The sequence below is a fragment of the Gemmatimonadales bacterium genome, from assembly GCA_019637315.1.
In the GTDB taxonomy this organism is placed as follows: Bacteria; Gemmatimonadota; Gemmatimonadetes; order Gemmatimonadales; family GWC2-71-9; genus SHZU01.
The window spans coordinates 1-17,151 of record JAHBVU010000014.1 but is presented as its reverse complement, the minus strand read 5'-3'; the positions used below and the strand labels follow the sequence as shown (position 1 = coordinate 17,151).

The following is a 17,151-nucleotide window of genomic DNA, read 5'->3' as shown; positions in this document are numbered from 1 at the left end:
CCCCGAGTTGTTCACCAATGCTGCTCCCGCTCGCTGTTCTCCTGCAAACGCAGTCTGCCACGGTCGCGCCCCGACCGGAGCTCATGCATCCGAACGGACGGGTGCCGCGGGCCGCCATCGCGGTGCCAACGGTCACTCCGCCACGGATCGACGGCAAGCTCGACGACGCCGCGTGGGCCGCAGCAAACCCAGAACGCGGTTTCCGCCGTGATTCGCCCAGCGACGGCAAACCTGCAACGCAGGATACTGAAGTTCGCGTCCTCTTCGATCGGGATGCATTGTATGTTGCTGCGCGTCTCTATGACGACCGACCCGATCTGATTTCGCGCCGACTCAACCGCCGCGATTCATTTTCGTCGTTCAACGACATTTTCTTTGTCATTCTCGACCCGCATCACGACCACCAGACCCAGGTCATCTTCGGGGTCACCGCGGCGGGCGAGCGGCGCGATGCCATTCGGACTGGCGACGGGCAGCGAGAGCTCGACATCGGATGGGATCCCGTCTGGGAGGCCGCGACCTCGATCGACTCGCTAGGCTGGGTGGCCGAGATGCGGATTCCGTTCTCCCAGCTGCGCTTCTCGTCGGCGCCGGAGCAGGTCTGGGGGGTCCAGTTTCGTCGCGACAACGTCCGCGCCGCCGAGGCCGTCGACTGGGAGTGGTCGCCCGCGACCGAACCAGGGGTGGTGTCCAAGTACGGTCACCTGCTGGGGTTGGCGAACATCCCCGCGCCCAGGCGAATCGAGCTGCTTCCATACTTGTCGAGTCAGGCACGGCTGACCCAGGGAATTCCGCCGGGAAACCCCTTCGACGACGGCAGCGTGACATCCGCAACGGCCGGGGTCGACCTCAAGTACGGCATTTCGACTGCCTTTACCCTCAACGCGACGATCAATCCCGACTTCGGCCAGGTCGAAGCCGACCCGTCGGTCGTCAATCTGACGGCCTTCGAAACCTTCTTCGAAGAACGACGACCCTTCTTCGTCGAAGGCGCCGATCTGTTTTCCTTCTCCGGTACTTTCGGAAGCGATCGCTTCTTCTACTCGCGACGGGTCGGACGCGCACCAAGCGTCTCGGCAGCGGGACGCGCGCCGTTCGTCGACCAGCCAAGTTCGACCGCCATCCTCGGTGCTGCCAAGCTGTCGGGACGATCCAGCTCGGGCTGGTCGATCGGCGTTCTGAACGCCGTCACGCGGGCAGAGTACGCGCGCACGGCCGAGCTCACGTCCTCCGGAGCCCAGATCGAGCGGGTCCCGATCGAACCACTGTCGAACTACACGGTGGCGCGGGTCCGTCGCGACCTCAACCGCGGCACGTCGGGCTTCGGCTTCATCGTGACCGGGGTCCAGCGCGATGCCGATTCAGTCAGTTTCAATCTGCTGCGCGGTAGCGCGGTGGTTGGCGGCGCCGATTTCTTTCACCGATGGCAGCGCAACACCTTCCAGTTGAGCGGCAACCTCGGCGTCTCGCGCGTCAACGGTTCCGCTGCGGCCATTGCCGCGACGCAGCTTGCGTCGGCCCGCTACTTCCAGCGCCCGGACCAGGACTACGTCGGCTTCGATCCAACCCGCACCAGCCTGAGCGGCTTTACCGGCCAGATCCAATTGGACAAGGTGGGCGGCGACTGGACCTACTCGATCGGTGCGAACGCATCGTCGCCCGGATTCGAGATCAACGACGCCGGCTTTCAGATCGACGCCGACCGGATCCGTCTGGCCGGTTTCGTCAACCGAACCTGGACTCGGCCGACCCGCCTGACTCGACGCGCGAATCTCGGCCTGCGAGTCAATCAGTTCGTCAATTTCGGCGGTGAGGGCCCTGGACCTGCCATCGATATCGTCTCCGGCCTGTCACTGCATTCGCTCTCCTCAGTCTCACTGAGCGCCGGATACCAGCTGTCGGGTCAGGACGATCGCGCGACCCGTGGAGGACCGCTGGTTCGCTCGCCCGGCAAAGTGAACGCCTCTGTGCTCTACAGCCTCGACTCCCGTCGGACCGTGTCGGGACGAGTTCGGGCTCAGTGGAGCGCTGCTGATGACGGCACCAACACCTTCCTGGGCGAGGTGCGTGCCGCCGTCCAGACGCGCCGCGGCCACAGCCTGTCGCTGACCCCGGTCTACACCCGGCAGAGCTACCGCGCCTTCTATACCGGGAGCTACGCGGACCCGACCGCTACGGAAACCTTCGGCCGGCGCTACGTCTTTGCCCCGTTCGAGCAGCAGGGGCTGGGCATTCAGACACGGCTCGAGTTCTACTTCACGCCGGCGCTGTCGCTGCAACTCTACGCCGAGCCGTTCGTCGCCAGCGCCAGCTTTGCATCGCCGGAGCGCCTGCTTCGTGCCCGAAGCGGAGACTTTGCTGCCTACGGGATCGGAACCTCGACCCTGACCCGCGATGCTGCCGCAGGAACGCTGACCGTCGACGCCGATGGCGCTGGTCCTGCCCCGGCGTTCACCTATGCCGATCCGAGCTTCAGCATTCGCTCACTCCGCAGCAACGTGGTGCTCCGCTGGGAGTACCGTCCGGGATCAACGCTGTTCCTGGTCTGGAATCAGGCGCGGGCCAACCTCGACCGCGATCCGCGGTTCCGCGCCTTGCGCGACCTGGGCAACATCTTCGGCGATGACATGCGGAACGTGCTGCTGGTGAAGGGCAACTACTACTTCTCCCTGTAATCCCCCAAAGAAACGAGGCGGCCCGGCGCCGCCTCGCTTGCTCCCGACCGACGCGCTCGCTACTCGCTCCCCTGCCCTCCTGCAGATGCAGGCCGCTCATCGCCGAGCCAGTGCCCGAACCACTGCCGCAGGCGGCCGAGCCGATCGACCAGGAGCCAGGGTTCTCCGGTCCGTGAAAGATCGTGCGTCGAGCGCGGGTAGCGTACGAACTCGGCTGGCACGTTGAGCTTCCGCAAGGCCTGGAACCACTGTTCCGCATCGGCCATTGGAGTCCGATGATCCTCCTCGGACTGCACGATGAGAGTCGGGGTGCGCACCTTGTTGACATGCCGCATCGGTGAAAGTGAGTCGTAGAGCAACGGGCGCTCCCATGGCATCCCGTAGAACTCGAACTCGGTCAGCCCCGGCACGTCGGAGGTGCCCCACCACGACCACCAGTTGCTGATCATTCGGTCGGCCTGGGCCGCCTTGAAGCGGTTGGTCCGCGTCGTGATCCACGCCGTCATGAACCCGCCATACGACCCGCCGGTCACGCCGAGACGGGTTGAATCGACGTCGGGCCTGCGGACCGCGATGTCAACGGCCTGCATCAGGTCCCGATAATCCTCGAGTCCCCAACGGCCACGGGTGGAGTAGGTAAACGCTGAGCCGTAGCCGCTCGATCCGCGCGGATTGGTAAAGAGCACCCACATCCCGGCCCCGGTCAGATTGTGGAACTCGTCGAACCACTGCTCACCATACGCGCTGTGCGGGCCGCCGTGGATGTAGAGGACGAGCGGATACTTCTTGCCCGGCTGATACCCATGCGGCTTCTGGAGCCACCCCTCGATCTCGAGGCCACCTACGCCCTTGTAGGTGAATCGTTCCGCGTCGGGCCAGGCCACTTCCTGATTCAGCTTGTCGTTGAAGGTCGTCACCTTCCGCTCGCCACTGCCGTCCGCATTGGCGAGGTACAGCTCGGTCGGTGACGTGATGCTGGTGCTGACGTACGCCATGATCCGGCCCGCCGCATCGGTCGAAGTGCCCGGCAAGCGCCGGCGCCCCGACACCAGCTCCCGGCGCGTCCTGGTTGCCGGGTCGAGGGAGAACACCGCGTCACGTCCGCCGACCGACGCGCCGAAGAGGATTTCGCCGCTGGGGAGCCACTGCATCCAGTTCGGCTCGTAGACCCAGGTCCCGAGCAGATCAACCGGGGCACCACCCTGCGCCTCGACCATCCAGATCCGGCGCGAACTCGTTCGCGTCAGCGCCGAGATGTACGCCAGCCTCGTTCCGTCGGGCGACCAGGTGAGTTCGCCCTCCGTTCCAGATGCACTGGTCAGCCGCCGCGGCTCACCGCCCGACGCAGAAACCACGAAGATGTCAGCATCATTGCGCGGTGTTTCACTCCGTTTGGGATCATACGGCGCTCGCTGAACCGAGTCCTGCTCCGCTTGAGCCAGCGAATCCGATCGCAGGCGGGCATCAGCCACGAATGCGATCCAGGCGCCGTCCGGCGAAACAGTCACCTGCCGATGCGAGTAGACGGTGCTGGTCAGCTGTCGCTTGGCCCCGCCGTCGAGACTCCTCGTCCAGATCTGCGCCGGGTTCCAGCGAGGCGTGTACCGAGGCGCCGGAATGAACCCGCGGTTGTTGAACTTGTACCCCAGGTCGATGATGTGCCGACCGTCGAATCGCACCGGATCGACCGGTGACGTGACGGCGCCGAACGGGGGGCGTGCCATCGGCTGAGTCTTCTCGTACGGATCCCGCTGGGTGGTGTCCCGCCTCCATTCGACCGTGTCAGCCCAGAAGACTGTCCGACCATCTCGGGTAAACGAGCCGTCCGGAATGCTGTCGACCTCGAAGGCCTCGCCACTGGGACCATCGATCCGAAGTCCCCAAGTCCTTGCGCGGCTGTTGGGGCGAGTCGAGTTGAAGAGCAGCAACTTGCTGTCGGGAGACCAGCGCGGATTCGAACTCGCCATGCTGGGCGAGGTCATCCGCATCGGGGCACCGCCCGCAGTCGCCGCCATCCAGACCTCGGAATGACGCTTGTTCTCCGACTCGCGCACGGTGGTGACCGTGAACGCAACCCACTTGCCGTCCGGCGACACCGCCGGGCTCGAAACGTTCGTCAGGCGGTACCAGTCCCCCGGTGCGAAGGCTCGCCCCTGGCCCACCGCCGATCCTGCTCCGACCGAGAGAACGCCGAACGCGAGCAGCGCAATGCGTCGATCCATACGCACCTCAAAACGTGGGACTCAGGGCCATCGTCCAGCGGAACCCGAAACGTCCATCACCCGAGACACCGCCGACGGCCCGGTCGGGGTGGGAGACGAACAGGGGGAAGTCGAAGCGTGTCACGAAAGTAGTCTCGCCCAGCCGATGCGTGAATCGCACACCCGCTCCGGCGTCGCCGGCCAGGCGCCCCGACCCCGAGAAGGAAAAGAATCCGTCACTCAGGGCCAGATCGCCGAAGACTGCCAAGCGCGTGTCACGAAACAGGGCGGCACCCGGCCGCGCCAGGATCGACCGGTCGAGTTCGACATTGAGCGCGGCAAGGGCAGTTGCCGCCACGTCGCGCTCGAAACCGCGCAGATTACCGCCGCCCGGGGTATGCCAGTGCACCTCGCCCGTCAGCAAGGCCTCCCTCGAGCGAGTGAAGGGATTGCCCAGCTGCTGATACGGATCCGCGCCTGCCAGGTAGAACCAACGCTGCCTGACCGGATCGGATTCACTGGCCACCGCGCCGCCAAATATCCGGACGCCAAGTTCACTCCGCGCATCGAGCGGGCGCCGAAACGCCGCATCGAGCGAAAGTCGGACATACGGCTGGGCGTCGTATCGGCTCTCGGTCACCACCCCCTGCTCACGATTCCGATACTCGACGCCACCAGCCACGTCGATCCTGCCTCGCACCCCAACAGCGCCGATCCGTCGCTCGGTCCGCCAATGGGCGGCGGCCTCGACCGTGCCGGCGTTCTCGTACAGGGCCTGGTCGAGGAACCCCATGTTGGAGGTGGCAACCCAGCCCGCCGACAACCCGTACCAGTCTCGCGGGCCGAATCCCAGGTGCCCGAGCCGTTCCTTTTCGACCAGGGCCGAGGCGCCCCGCCGCCCTTCGAACGAGAACGCTTCGAACGCCGTGGCAAGCCGGGGGGCATAGAGAGCCGTCGGGTTCTCCAGACGAAGTTGCCACTGTTCGAAGGCCTCGCCACGCTCACAGCACAGCCTGGTTGCCATGCTCTGGCGGAAGGTGAGCCGATTGAACCGGCCCAGATAGTTGGATCGCGCCTGGAACCCAGCCGTCACCCCGCCAGCGTCGTTATACCAGACCGTCGGCAGCAGCGTCGTTGCACGCCGGTCCCGATACACTGGCGTCGAGACCAGCCGGTCGATCGAGTAGGCCGACTTCGGTGCCCGATACCACCCGAGCAAGCCGCGACGTTGCCGGTTGTTGAGCATATTCCAGTCGTGCGTCACGCCATCAGGGTCGAGCACCACCTCGACCGGGCGTCCTTCGGTCAGCAGCGTGACCGTCTCCCGGGTAGCGTACCCCTCGGCCCGCGCCCGGGCTCGATCGGTTGGAGTGCGCACCAACACCTCGACCGGCAGCACTCCGTCCTCCCGCCGTTCGAGCTGGACCCGAGTAATCCAACGCCCGTCAGTGGTCCGGTTCGATCGCACCTTCCGAATCGCGTAGTCGTATCGGACGTTGCCGTGCAGCCACTGCCCAAAGAAGCTCGACAGATTCCGCCCCGAGACCTCCTCGGCCACCTGCCGAAAAGCGGCCTCGTCGACGTGGCGGAGCTTCCATCGCGCATAGTAGGTGCGCAGAATACGCCCCATGGTCTCCGCCCCGACCAGTGCATGCAGCCGGTGGAAGAAGAGCTCCCCGCGGGCGTAGATCATCGCATTGTAGGTCGCGAAGTCCCGGTAAGCATGACTGGGATAGCTCACCGGCTGCGAGCGACCATCGAGATCCAGCCCGAGTATTCGGAGCTCGGCGGCGTGATAGCGGGCGGAATCGCCCTGTTCGAGGAAATAGCGGGTCGTCTGATAGCTCGTAAATCCCTCGTCGAGGAATCCTTCCCGCCATTCATTGTTGGCGAGAACACCCATGACGTAGTTGTGACCGGCCTCGTGGAGGATCAGGCCGAGGCTCGGGTTTCCGTTGCCCATCATCATCGGGAACTCGGTGCCGCCACCCTCGAGGCGGTGCACGTTCGTCATCTGGGGCCAGGGATACGCGCCAAAGATCCGATCGAGCCACGCCATCGTGGCCTCGGTGCGCTGCACCACCAGGCCGCCCCCCCAGGTCGCTTCGTCTCCCGGCTGATAGAGAACGTGCACGGCTATCGGCCCATAGCGACCGCCCTCATAGAGGAAGTCGGGACGCATCGACACGGCGAAATGATGGACCTGCTCAGCGCGCCAGACGACCGTCTTGCGGCCGGGCGCTCGTGAAGCGCAGGCATCCGGCGCGAGCACAGCCAGCGCATCGGGATAGTGATCCCGCTGATACTCCACCGCGCGCGCAGGATTCCGATTCGCGCGTTCCCAGCCGGGATCGCCGCACATCGGAACCCCCGTGGCACCGACAACCTGGTCCTCGGGAAGATCCAGTGCGACGGTGAAGTCGCCGAACTCACCGTAGAACTCGCCCGCCGGGAGGAGCGGCTGCTCCTGCCATCCATACTTGTCGTAGACCACGACCTTAGGGTACCACTGCGCAAAGTCGAAGGCCCGGCCACGCCGCCCCTGCCGTCTGGGCATCGTCGACGGTCGAGCGATCCAATCGAGTTCGGCCACCAGCGAATCACCCGGAGGCAAATAGGAGGGCAGCGCGAAACGGACGATCGTGCTGTCCGGGGCAAAGGGATACAGCGGCGAAACCGGCTGACCCATGATTCGGACGTTGCGAACCTGGTTCATTCCGAAATCCGGATCGCGCAGATCGCTGAACCGACGGCGCTGCTCAGCGAGATCAGCCTGGGCCCAGCGCGAGTTGGGCCGAAAGGCATTGAGATGGAGATGAAACGACAGGGTGCTCAGCGTATCGGGTGATCGGTTGCGATACACCACGCGCTGAGACCCCCGCAGCATTCCGGCCGCCTCGTCGAGCGAGGCATCGATGGCGTAGGAGACGCTTTGTTGCCAGTAGCCCGGCGGGTCCGGTTGGGTGGCTGGCGCCTGGAGTACAAGCGCCAGTGACAATATCGTCGGCGACATCGGCATCCCGATCGAGAGTGCGACTCCGCCGGGCAGTCGCCGGCTGACCTCCAAAGCTAGCTTCCTGCCAGAGGAGTTTCACCTCATGGCCAGCACGACCTTCCCCACCACCCCGCCCCGATCGAGCCGCGCATGGGCCGCCTGAACATCCGCCAGATCGAACACGGTATCCACGACCGGCCGGACCTGCCCCGAGGCGACGAGCGCCGAGAGGCGTCGCATCAGCGATCCGCTCGGGCTGCTGCGGACAAAGCGAAAACGCTGCCGCGACCAGAGCCGCCGGCACTGCTGGAGCAACAGGCCCGGCGCGAACCCGGTCGTGACGTACCGACCCTCGCTCGCCAGCAGCGACCGCACCAGCGCCGTCGGGGCGCCGAAGACCGTGTCGACCACGCCGTCGAACGGGCCCTCGCCCCGAAGCGCGTCGCCCTCGACCAGGCCGACGCCGCGGATCCCGAGACGCAGACCCAGCTCGGCAGGCCTTCCACGAAATGCGCCAATCACATCCGCACCCGAGGTGCGGCCGAGCTGCGCGGCGACCGACCCAACCCCGCCTGCCACGCCGCAGACCAGGATTCGATCGCCGGCCCGTGGACCGATGAGGTCGATTGCCTGCAGAGCTGTCAGGGCCGCCAGCGGCAGGCTCGCCGCACCCTCGAACGAAAGGCCGTTCGGAATCCGGTCGACCACCGACGCGGGAACGACAGCTCGCTCGGCGTGCATGCCACCGCGACGAGCGTCGACCCGGCCATATACCGGATCACCGGTCGACCACCCGGCTGTGCCCAGCCCGACGCCTTCGACGACCCCGGCAAAGTCGAACCCCAGAATCGCCGGAAAGCGGAGGGGCATCGCACGACGCAACGCCCCGCTGCGCAGCTTGAGATCCAGCGGATTGAGGCTCGCCGCGTGAACTCGCACCAGCAGTTCCCCTGCACCAGGCAGCGGATCCGGAGGCGAGACCAGCCTGATCGCCTCCGGACCACCGTACCCCGTCACCACTGCCGCCTTCACGAGCCTTTCTCTCCTCGCCTCGCCCTGACCATCAGAAGCGACGGATCCATGCCGGCGCCAGACCGCCGCCCCAGCTTCGATCCGAGGTCCGCAGGCGTACGTTGGTTCCGTTCACCTGCATCGTGAACAGCTCGTCGATCCCGCGAACGTTTTGCCCGAAGGCAATCAACCAGCCGTCCGGCGACCAGGCTGGCGTCGTTTGTCGACCCTCGAGCGGAATCCGGGTCAGACTACCGTCACTCAGACGGAGGATCGTGATGTCCGCCTCGGCGCCGTAATAACGAACGAACGCGATCCGGGTTCCGTCAGGTGACCAGGTTGGCGATGCATCGAATCCGGTTAACGTGCTCGTGAGCTGAGTTTTGCTGGAACCGTCGGCATTCATGACCCAGATAGAAGCCGTCGTACCCGCCGGGCCGTTGTGAATCTGACTGTAGGCGAGGCGGGTTCCATCCCGAGTCCACGCCGGTGCGCTGCGGACCGCGGCTGCATCCATGTCGGCGGTGAGGTTGGCCGGCGCGCTCCCGTCCTCGTTCATCACCCAGATGTCGGAGCGACCGTCACCGGCTGCCCGACGATAGGCAATCTTCCCCCCGGCCGGCGACCAGACCGGCTGATCGTCGATCCCAGCGGTGGCGGTCAACCGTCGAAGGTTGAGACCACCGATCCGATCGATCACAAAGATGTCGTCGACCGGCAAGCCCGTGCCGAGTTCGCGCATCGAGACGGCAAACGCCACCCGTCGCCCGTCAGGAGAGGACGTCGGCGCATGCGACACCGATCCGGCGTTGAGCCGCAACGGAGCGAGCCCGGTGCCGAGCGTGAGAACGAACAGCTCGGACGAACCTGCCGCAGTCACCCGATGATAAAGCAGATCGTGTTCGTACTCCGCGTCATCGACAATCGTGGCACCCATCGATGCCGCAACACCCTCGCTTCGCGCGGTAACGGTGACATATCCCTCACGCACGGCGGTCAGCAGACCGTCATCGGAAATCGTCGCATTGCCGTTGTCGACCGACCACTCGACAATCCGCTCCTCCAACGGCTGACCGGTCGCGTCCTTGGTCACGGCCGTCAACTGAACGCCTTCCCCAAGAGTCAGGACCGGCGTCAAAGGCGTGATCGCGATGAAGGCCACGGGTCGGCGGCTCACCGTGACGCGGGCCACGGCCTCGATGCCTTCAATGACGACCCGGATTTCACCCTGCCCCGGCCCCACCGCCAGAACGCGGCCGTCCGGACCTACCGTCGCGACGGCAGGACTCGCGCTGCTCCAGGCCGCAGCACGACCCTGCAAGAGGCGCCCGGCCGCATCCTTTGCCGCCGCCTGAAGCCGGCGGGTTTCGCCCGGCCAGAGATGCAGATCGGACACATCGAGCGTCACCGCAGCCACCGCAGCTTCGGCCACCGTCAGCTCGCTTGCCCCCGTTACCCCGTCGACTGCGGCGCGAATGTCAGCCGTGCCCGCGCTCAATGCGGTGACGACTCCTGCTGCCGTAACCGTTGCCACGGCAGGTGCGCTGGAGGACCAGGCGACCAGCCGCCCTGTGATTTCGCGCCCGCCGGCGTCGAGCGCGCGCACGGTAAACGGTAGTTCGTCGCCGACGGTCACCGTGCCTTGGCCAGGCTGCACCTGCACGCTGGCCACCACCGGAGGCTGCCCCGGCCCCGCCCCATCCTCGCCGCACGCCGCCAGGAGCGCGCCGGCAAGCAGGGTGATCAGAAAACGCCGGGCCACGCGGCCCGGCCGAACCAGCATCAGACTGTACCACATACTCGGATCCTCACTCCAGTTGAGTTTGATGATCCGAATCTGAGCTTCGGGTCTTATCGAGCGATTAGTCGGATGGACGGGTCAGGCGGGCCCCAGCGGTAAGCAGTGGAAAGCGGTGGCCGGACCCAAAGGTCCGACCACCGCGGGGATCATCCTCCAGCCCCAGGGCGACCGGTCAGCCCGGCCACCAGATGGCGCAGCCCGACCTGCCAGACGAGCGGCTCCCCCGGCAGGTCGACCCGACGGTCCGTGCCGAGCGCGCGGATCTCATCGTCCGTTACCAGCGCTTGGCCCCCCACCGCGCTGATCAGCAAGGGGGTGCGGCGCGCCAGCAGCCCCTCAGCGCCGATCCGAAGCGCTTTGCCGCCAGGACCGATCAGCGCGCCGGTGAGCTGGACCACCGCCACCGGCGTCTCGAGCGACGTCAGCCATGGCAACTTGGCGACGTGATCGGTGCCAAGCACGACCTCCTTGCTTCCAACCAGCCCGCGCTGCCGGATCCAGTACTGACCGATCTCGAGCGTGATCACGAGCGCTCCTTCGACCTGCCCTGTTGCCATCGTCGTGTCGATCCAGCTGGCCCAATCGGCCGAGGGACGCCCGACCGACAGCTTGAGGTGCTGGTACCCTCGCCCAAGGGCCTCGCCGCCACGCTCGGCACAGTCGGCATCCGGCGCGCCGGTCTCTGTCTCACACCCGAAGCGCACATCCGGGGGTACGGCGCCTGGCCGCGGCCCGGACCCGCCCTCGCCGAGCCGTGGCCCGACGCCCAGAGAATCGAGGTACGCTGTCATTTCGATCAGGAGCCTCTGCAGTTCGCCCCCTGGGGCGGGGTCGAATACGGGAGATTGGGAGGCGCCTCGCTGGTAGCTGACCGGCAGATAGCCGAGTGGCCGGACGGGATCGGGCAAACCGACGCCCGCGTAGTGCGGCGGGCGCTCGAGATAGGTGTCCCCCACCCCGCTGCCGAGGGTGGCGCCGGTCGTGGCGCAAGAGACGATCAGGCATGGAAAGGTGAGCGACAGCAGGGTCGCAAGGTACCGCCGATGGGATAACACGATTGGCCTCGGGCTCGCTTGGGTCCGAACAGGAAACGAGCCGACAATCTCCGCCTCGGGCCTTACCGGGCGATTACAGCCCGTCTCCAACCGCTTAATCGACCAGCGAGGGGACGGCGGCGGCGCGAATGGCGTCCGCGAGATCGACCGTTTCCTGCTCCGGCGCCGCTTCGAGTTCCGCTTCCAGGAGCGCAACCAGCCGCTCGTAGTGACGCAGCGCCCCGGCCCGATCGCCGGCGCGGGCCAGCGCGTGCATCAACCCGCGATGTGCGGTCTCGTTCAGGTCGTCAGTCCGCACCAGCTTCCGGTACACCTCGGCCGCCTCCTCGAAGCGTGCCGCGGCAGTCAGGCCTCGTCCGAGGGCAGACAGGCCGTTCAGGTACAGGCGGCGCAGATGGTCGCGGTGTTCCAGGTGCCAGTCGCCGGCCGTATTGGCTTCGAGGTAATCACCGGCGTAATCGAGCAGCGCCTCCTGCAAGGCGTCCACCGGCACCGAGCCCGCCTGGGCCAGGCGCAGCGCCGCGACAATCCGATCGGCGAAACGAATGGCATCCACTTCGACGCCGAGCGCCTCGTTGACACGATAGCGATTCCGCTCGAAGAGAATCCAGTCATGACGGCCGAGCCGTTTGCGCAGCTGATGCAGCGACACATGAAAGACGTTCTTGACCTGCGCAGCTGACCCATCGGGCCAGAAGGCGACCCCGATCTGCTCCCGCGTCCGACCTTCGGGATGCATCACCAGATACAGCAGCAGTTCCATGGGCTTGGCATAGGCCCACGCTTCTGCCGCAAGCGGCCTACCGTCCTGGTAGATCTCGGTGCGTCCGAGGGTCACGATGCGCAGCCGCGGCCCGGATGCCACGGGCACCTCTGGTGCGATCGCGATCGGCCCAGGTACACCTGAGCGCTTCGGCTCGACCCCCGAGCTTCCCACCTCCGCCAGCCGAATGACCTCGTCGATCGGTAGCGCCGCGCCGACCGCCCGCCAGCGGACCGCATCGTCCCGGCCCAGCGCGCGCTCAACGCCCTCCGTCGTTTCTGTAAAGAAGGCCTGCTCGTGCGAAAAGACCTGTGTGCCGGAAGCCTCACGCAGCGCCGCGCCGTAACCCAGCAGCTGAGCAGCGCGGACCGAATCGCCTGCCCGGCGAGATGCCGCGGCCGCAATCAGCAGTGCTCGGGAGACATACCAGTCATCGGCCAGGGTTCGCGCGGCGCCAAAGGCCTGCACCGCATGCCGCGCAGCTGCCGCCATATCGTCCCGATTGAGAGCCAGCAGTGCGCGACCCATTGCCGCCTCGACCAGCGCCATCCACGCCGCCGAATCCTGGGCCAGCTCCGCAGCTTCGGCAAATGCGGCATCGGCCTGATCCGGGCGCCCCTGAACCCGGTGCACGAAGGCCACCGCGTATACCAGCACCTCGGCCACGACCCACGGCTTGCCGCTCTCGCGCGCCCGTGCCAGACCCGACTCGGCCCGCGCCAGCGCGAGTGCGTCCAATCCGAGATCGCAGTACAGGTGCGCCAGACGGTAATCCGTCGTCGCCTGGAGCTCCGGATCGCCCAGGAGGCGTGACAATCGCTCCGCCTCCTCGAGCCGCGAACGGCAGTGATCGCTGTTGCGAGCCAGGTACGCAAAGACGCCGGCACCGTGCAGCGCGCGAATCCAGCGGGGATCCGGCGTGCGGTCGGGGGTGGTGGCCAGCATTGCCTCACACCAGGTCGCACCTTCACGCCACTGATTGGCATGAAACCAGAAACGCCAGAGCGCCGAGACAAGGTCGAGCGCAACCCCGATGTCGTGCCCGCCGGACAGCGACCAATGGAGCGCCGCCCGAATGTTGTCCTGCTCGCCGCGCAACCGCGTGACCCAGGCACTCGACCCGGTGCGCTCGAGCTCGGGACGGCCGGTCTCGGCTAGCCGGGCAAAATATGCGGCATGCCTGGCCCGCGTGTCGCGATCGGCCGACGGCGCCGCCTGGCCCCGATCCCGACCGTACTGTCGTACGATCTCCAGCAACCAATAACCCGCGCTGCCAATCCGCTCTCGCATTACCACCAGCGAACGGTCCACCAGCCTCGCCACCAGATCGAGCACTTCGTCGGCCTCGATCCCGTCACCTGCGCAGACGGCTTCCGCCGCCTCCAGCGAGAACTCGCCCGCAAAGACCGAGAGTCGCTGCAGCAGCACCTGCTCCTTTGTGCTCAGCAGGCGGTAACTCCAGTCGACGGTGGCGCGGAGGGTCTGGTGGCGCGGTATGGCGGTGCGCCTGCCCCGAGTCAGCAGCTGGAACGCGTCGTCCAGTCGCTCGGCGATCTGCTCCGGAGCCAGGACGCGCACCCGAGCGGCGGCCAGCTCAATGGCCAGGGGAATGCCGTCCAGACGGCGGCAAATCTGCACGATCGTGCTGGCGTTGGCTTCAGTGAGCCGAAAGGACGGAAGGACGTCACCCGCTCGTTCGACGAAGAGTTGAATCGCCTCGTACTGGAAGAGGTTGTCTGGCCGAAGGTCGGTCCCGGCCGTTGGAAGCGACAGCGGCGGTACCAGCCAGGCCCGTTCACCATCGACGCCGAGCCCCTCGCGGCTGGTCGCCAGGATGGTGAGACCGGGGCAATGGCGCAGGAGAAGGTCGACTTGTGCGGCGCAGGCGTCGACCAGGTGCTCACAGTTGTCGAGCACGAGGGTCAGCCGACGAGCCTGCAGCGCGTCCAGCACACTATCGGAGGCTGATCGCCCAGGCTCTTCAGGTATGCCGAGACACGCGGCAATCTGTTGGGCCAACAGGGCAGGATCAGCCAGCGGAGCGAGTTCCACCCACCCCACTTCGCCCCCATCCGCCAGGACTTTGGCGGCAACCTCGCGGGCCAGCCGAGTCTTGCCGACGCCGCCCGGCCCGGTGATGGTGACAAGCCGGACCTCGCCAAGCAAACCGCCAAGATCGGCCATTTCGCGCTCGCGGCCGATGAATCGGGTCAGCTGAACCGGCAACGGAGGGTCGACCAGGGAACTCGTCATGGCTGAACTCTGACGCGTCCCTCGGGTGTCCGCAAGCGGCGGACGGATACGAAGGACCCACATGGTTCGTGGTGTATGCCCCGCCAGCGCGAAATGCGGTGTCGATCAGAGACCCGATCTATCGACCGTGAGACAGCACCAACGTCGTTCGCCAGCATCCTGATTGTGGTGGTCCCATGACCGCACACCTGGCTGTTCGACTTACCCGATAGCAGATCGGCCTGAAGCAAGAAGGGCCCCGCGTATGCAGGGCCCTTCTCGACAGCTGCGGCGCTGATCGTTTAGCGCGAGTAAAACTCGACCACCAGCGCCGGCTCACAGAGCACCGGAATCTGATCGCGCACCGGCAAGGCACGCACAGTCGACTTCCGCGCCGCGCCCTGGACGTCGAGGTAGGTGGGCACAACGGGCCGCGCCTCGAGCGCCGCCACGACCGGCACGATGTCCTTGCTGCGCTCACGCAGGCCGACCACGGCCCCCGGCGCCAAACGACGCCCCGGCGCCTTGCTGATCCGGCCGTTGACCGTGACGTGACCATGCGCCACCAGCTGACGGGCGGCAAAGATGGTCCGGGCAAACCCGGAACGGAGCACCACGGCGTCGAGCCGGAGCTCGAGCAGCTGCAACAGCCGCTCACCCGTGTTGCCCGGCAAGCGGGAGGCTTCGGCAAAGGCGTTTTCCAGCTGCCGCTCACTCAGGTTGTACTGCGCGCGGAGCCGCTGCTTTTCCATCAGCTGCCGCTTGTACTCGGAAACTTTGCGCTGCGGGGCCGCGCCGTGCTGGCCGGGCCGCTCGGGCCGGGCCGCCAGGACCTTGGCCGTTTTGGGGGACAACGGAATGCCCAGCGCCCGGGCGATCTTACCCTTCGGACCACGAAGATTCACTTGTGACTGCTCCAGAGATTAACGGTACACACACTGGTTACACGGAGTCGACGTCACACTCGGTGGGCAAGGCAGACCCGGCCAGCGACCGATTCGATTCGTCGTACACCAGAGCTGCGCACTATCGCCGCAACACCCGGTCGTGTAACGCTCCACGCGCTGTGGCTCCGATCCACTTGGACCGAAACCGCAAGGCAGGTGGCGACCATCCGCGGAACGCCATCCGCCATTGCTTGGCCCGTGATTGGCCCTGCGTAGGCCAAAGACGAGGTCCCAGCATGCACCCGTATCACCAGCGGCCGCCCAGTCTTCCGGGCCTGGCAGGCAATCCGGCACACGCTTACGGGATCAACAGGCTCCGCACGACTCGGCCCGGCCAGCCGGTACGCCTGTGGGCGCCCGATGCCAAACCGGACCAGTAACGACGAGAACGGCGTCCTCGGATTCAGCCGATCCCAGGCCGCACGGAGTTCCTTGACATCAATATCGTCGTTCGGAGGCTCTTTCGGGAGGGGCTCCGGGGTCACGAGTTGGTCGGGCGCCTGGTCTGGGTCGGAAAACCCGGCAACCAGGATATCCAGGGTTCCCCACCCCTCCGCCGGAACGTGGAGCTCGAAGGCAGGCGCCCCGGCAGCATCGAACCAGCGTACGCTCCTCGCCTGGCCGTCGGCCCAACGCTCATCCGTCAGGTAGACACTGGCCCATCTGGACAGATCGCCTCGAAAATGGGCCGCGCCCGCTAGGAGATCCGCCACGCCGCCCGCAGACACCATGCGGCGGATATCAAGGCAACGCGCGATCCAGACACCAGGAGCCCGGACGATTGCCCTGACGGTCCCGAGCGGCCGGAGCTCGGTGAATAGCGCGTTCCAGCACGGAAGAAGCCGCCAGCACCCCGAACCGCACCCGCGTGCAATCCTCTCCGCTTCCGTAACAACTGGTCCGGCAGCAGGGCTCGACGAGTCGGGGCTGAATTCCTCGTACATCACCACTCCATCATGAAAGCGTGGACCCTCAGACACCCGCCAAGCGGCGGCCGGCACCAGTACCTGGTACGAAGTATCGTCCGTCTGTACATGGAAATGGCTCTCACTCTCTTTAATAGATCACTACAAGGCTATCCCAAAGGAGCAGTTGAGGCAATCTCGTATTTCTACTTGGATTGGCCGCCCTAGACCCTACCCGGGCGGCACCGGCACTCGAGAGGTTCCAATCAAATCAGGCGTTCAGAGTTCCTGACGACGAAAGGCAGCAACGGCAGCAACCGCAAACCCTACGGTAGCCACGACGCCAGTAAGCACCGGCCAGGTCGCGGCGTACGGCGCCGATCGTACAACCGCGCCGACCCCACCAGGCAACCCAATGAAGCTGTAACGGGTAGCCACCGGCCAGATCGCCAGCACGAGGGTGCCGAAGAAGAACGCCAGCCCCGCACCCGCCGCCCCGCCACGAGACGGAAACACCACCGAGAAGAAGGTCATGGCGCTCACCAGGAGCGCCGCATGGACCAACC

The 17,151-nt window shown here is 66.1% G+C and carries 10 protein-coding genes; 1 reads left to right on the top strand and 9 read right to left on the bottom strand.

Features of this window, described 5'->3' with window-relative positions; genetic code table 11:
- The first annotated feature begins 17 nt into the window (after nucleotides 1–17).
- Nucleotides 18–2,675, top strand: coding sequence for a carbohydrate binding family 9 domain-containing protein (locus KF785_12880; protein ID MBX3147652.1), 2,658 nt, complete (start codon nucleotides 18–20; stop codon nucleotides 2,673–2,675).
- A gap of 59 nt (nucleotides 2,676–2,734) precedes the next feature.
- On the opposite strand, the gene KF785_12875 is transcribed toward KF785_12880, so the two are convergent.
- From KF785_12875 to KF785_12835, 9 genes are all read right to left on the bottom strand, one after another.
- The gene (locus KF785_12875; protein MBX3147651.1) at nucleotides 2,735–4,897 is read right to left on the bottom strand and encodes a S9 family peptidase; all 2,163 of its coding nucleotides are present in this window, start codon (nucleotides 4,895–4,897) and stop codon (nucleotides 2,735–2,737) included.
- 7 nt (nucleotides 4,898–4,904) lie between these two features.
- Nucleotides 4,905–7,889 (bottom strand): M1 family metallopeptidase, encoded by a 2,985-nt coding sequence (locus KF785_12870; protein ID MBX3147650.1) that lies wholly within the window; start codon nucleotides 7,887–7,889, stop codon nucleotides 4,905–4,907.
- A gap of 78 nt (nucleotides 7,890–7,967) precedes the next feature.
- Entirely contained in the window at nucleotides 7,968–8,903 is a 936-nt protein-coding gene (locus tag KF785_12865; protein ID MBX3147649.1) for an NADP-dependent oxidoreductase, read from the bottom strand.
- A 31-nt stretch (nucleotides 8,904–8,934) separates the two neighbouring features.
- Complete coding sequence (locus tag KF785_12860) at nucleotides 8,935–10,680, bottom strand: PD40 domain-containing protein (GenBank protein ID MBX3147648.1); 1,746 nt, start codon at nucleotides 10,678–10,680, stop codon at nucleotides 8,935–8,937.
- A gap of 149 nt (nucleotides 10,681–10,829) precedes the next feature.
- Nucleotides 10,830–11,738 (bottom strand): hypothetical protein, encoded by a 909-nt coding sequence (locus KF785_12855; GenBank protein MBX3147647.1) that lies wholly within the window; start codon nucleotides 11,736–11,738, stop codon nucleotides 10,830–10,832.
- A gap of 94 nt (nucleotides 11,739–11,832) precedes the next feature.
- Nucleotides 11,833–14,754 (bottom strand): hypothetical protein, encoded by a 2,922-nt coding sequence (locus KF785_12850; GenBank protein MBX3147646.1) that lies wholly within the window; start codon nucleotides 14,752–14,754, stop codon nucleotides 11,833–11,835.
- Between the two features lie 281 nt (nucleotides 14,755–15,035).
- Entirely contained in the window at nucleotides 15,036–15,638 is a 603-nt protein-coding gene (gene rpsD / locus KF785_12845) for a 30S ribosomal protein S4 (protein MBX3147645.1), read from the bottom strand.
- Nucleotides 15,639–15,691: 53 nt separating this feature from the next.
- Complete coding sequence (locus KF785_12840; protein MBX3147644.1) at nucleotides 15,692–16,624, bottom strand: hypothetical protein; 933 nt, start codon at nucleotides 16,622–16,624, stop codon at nucleotides 15,692–15,694.
- 240 nt (nucleotides 16,625–16,864) lie between these two features.
- On the bottom strand, nucleotides 16,865–17,151 hold a 287-nt coding region (locus tag KF785_12835; GenBank protein MBX3147643.1), incomplete at its 5' end, for a hypothetical protein.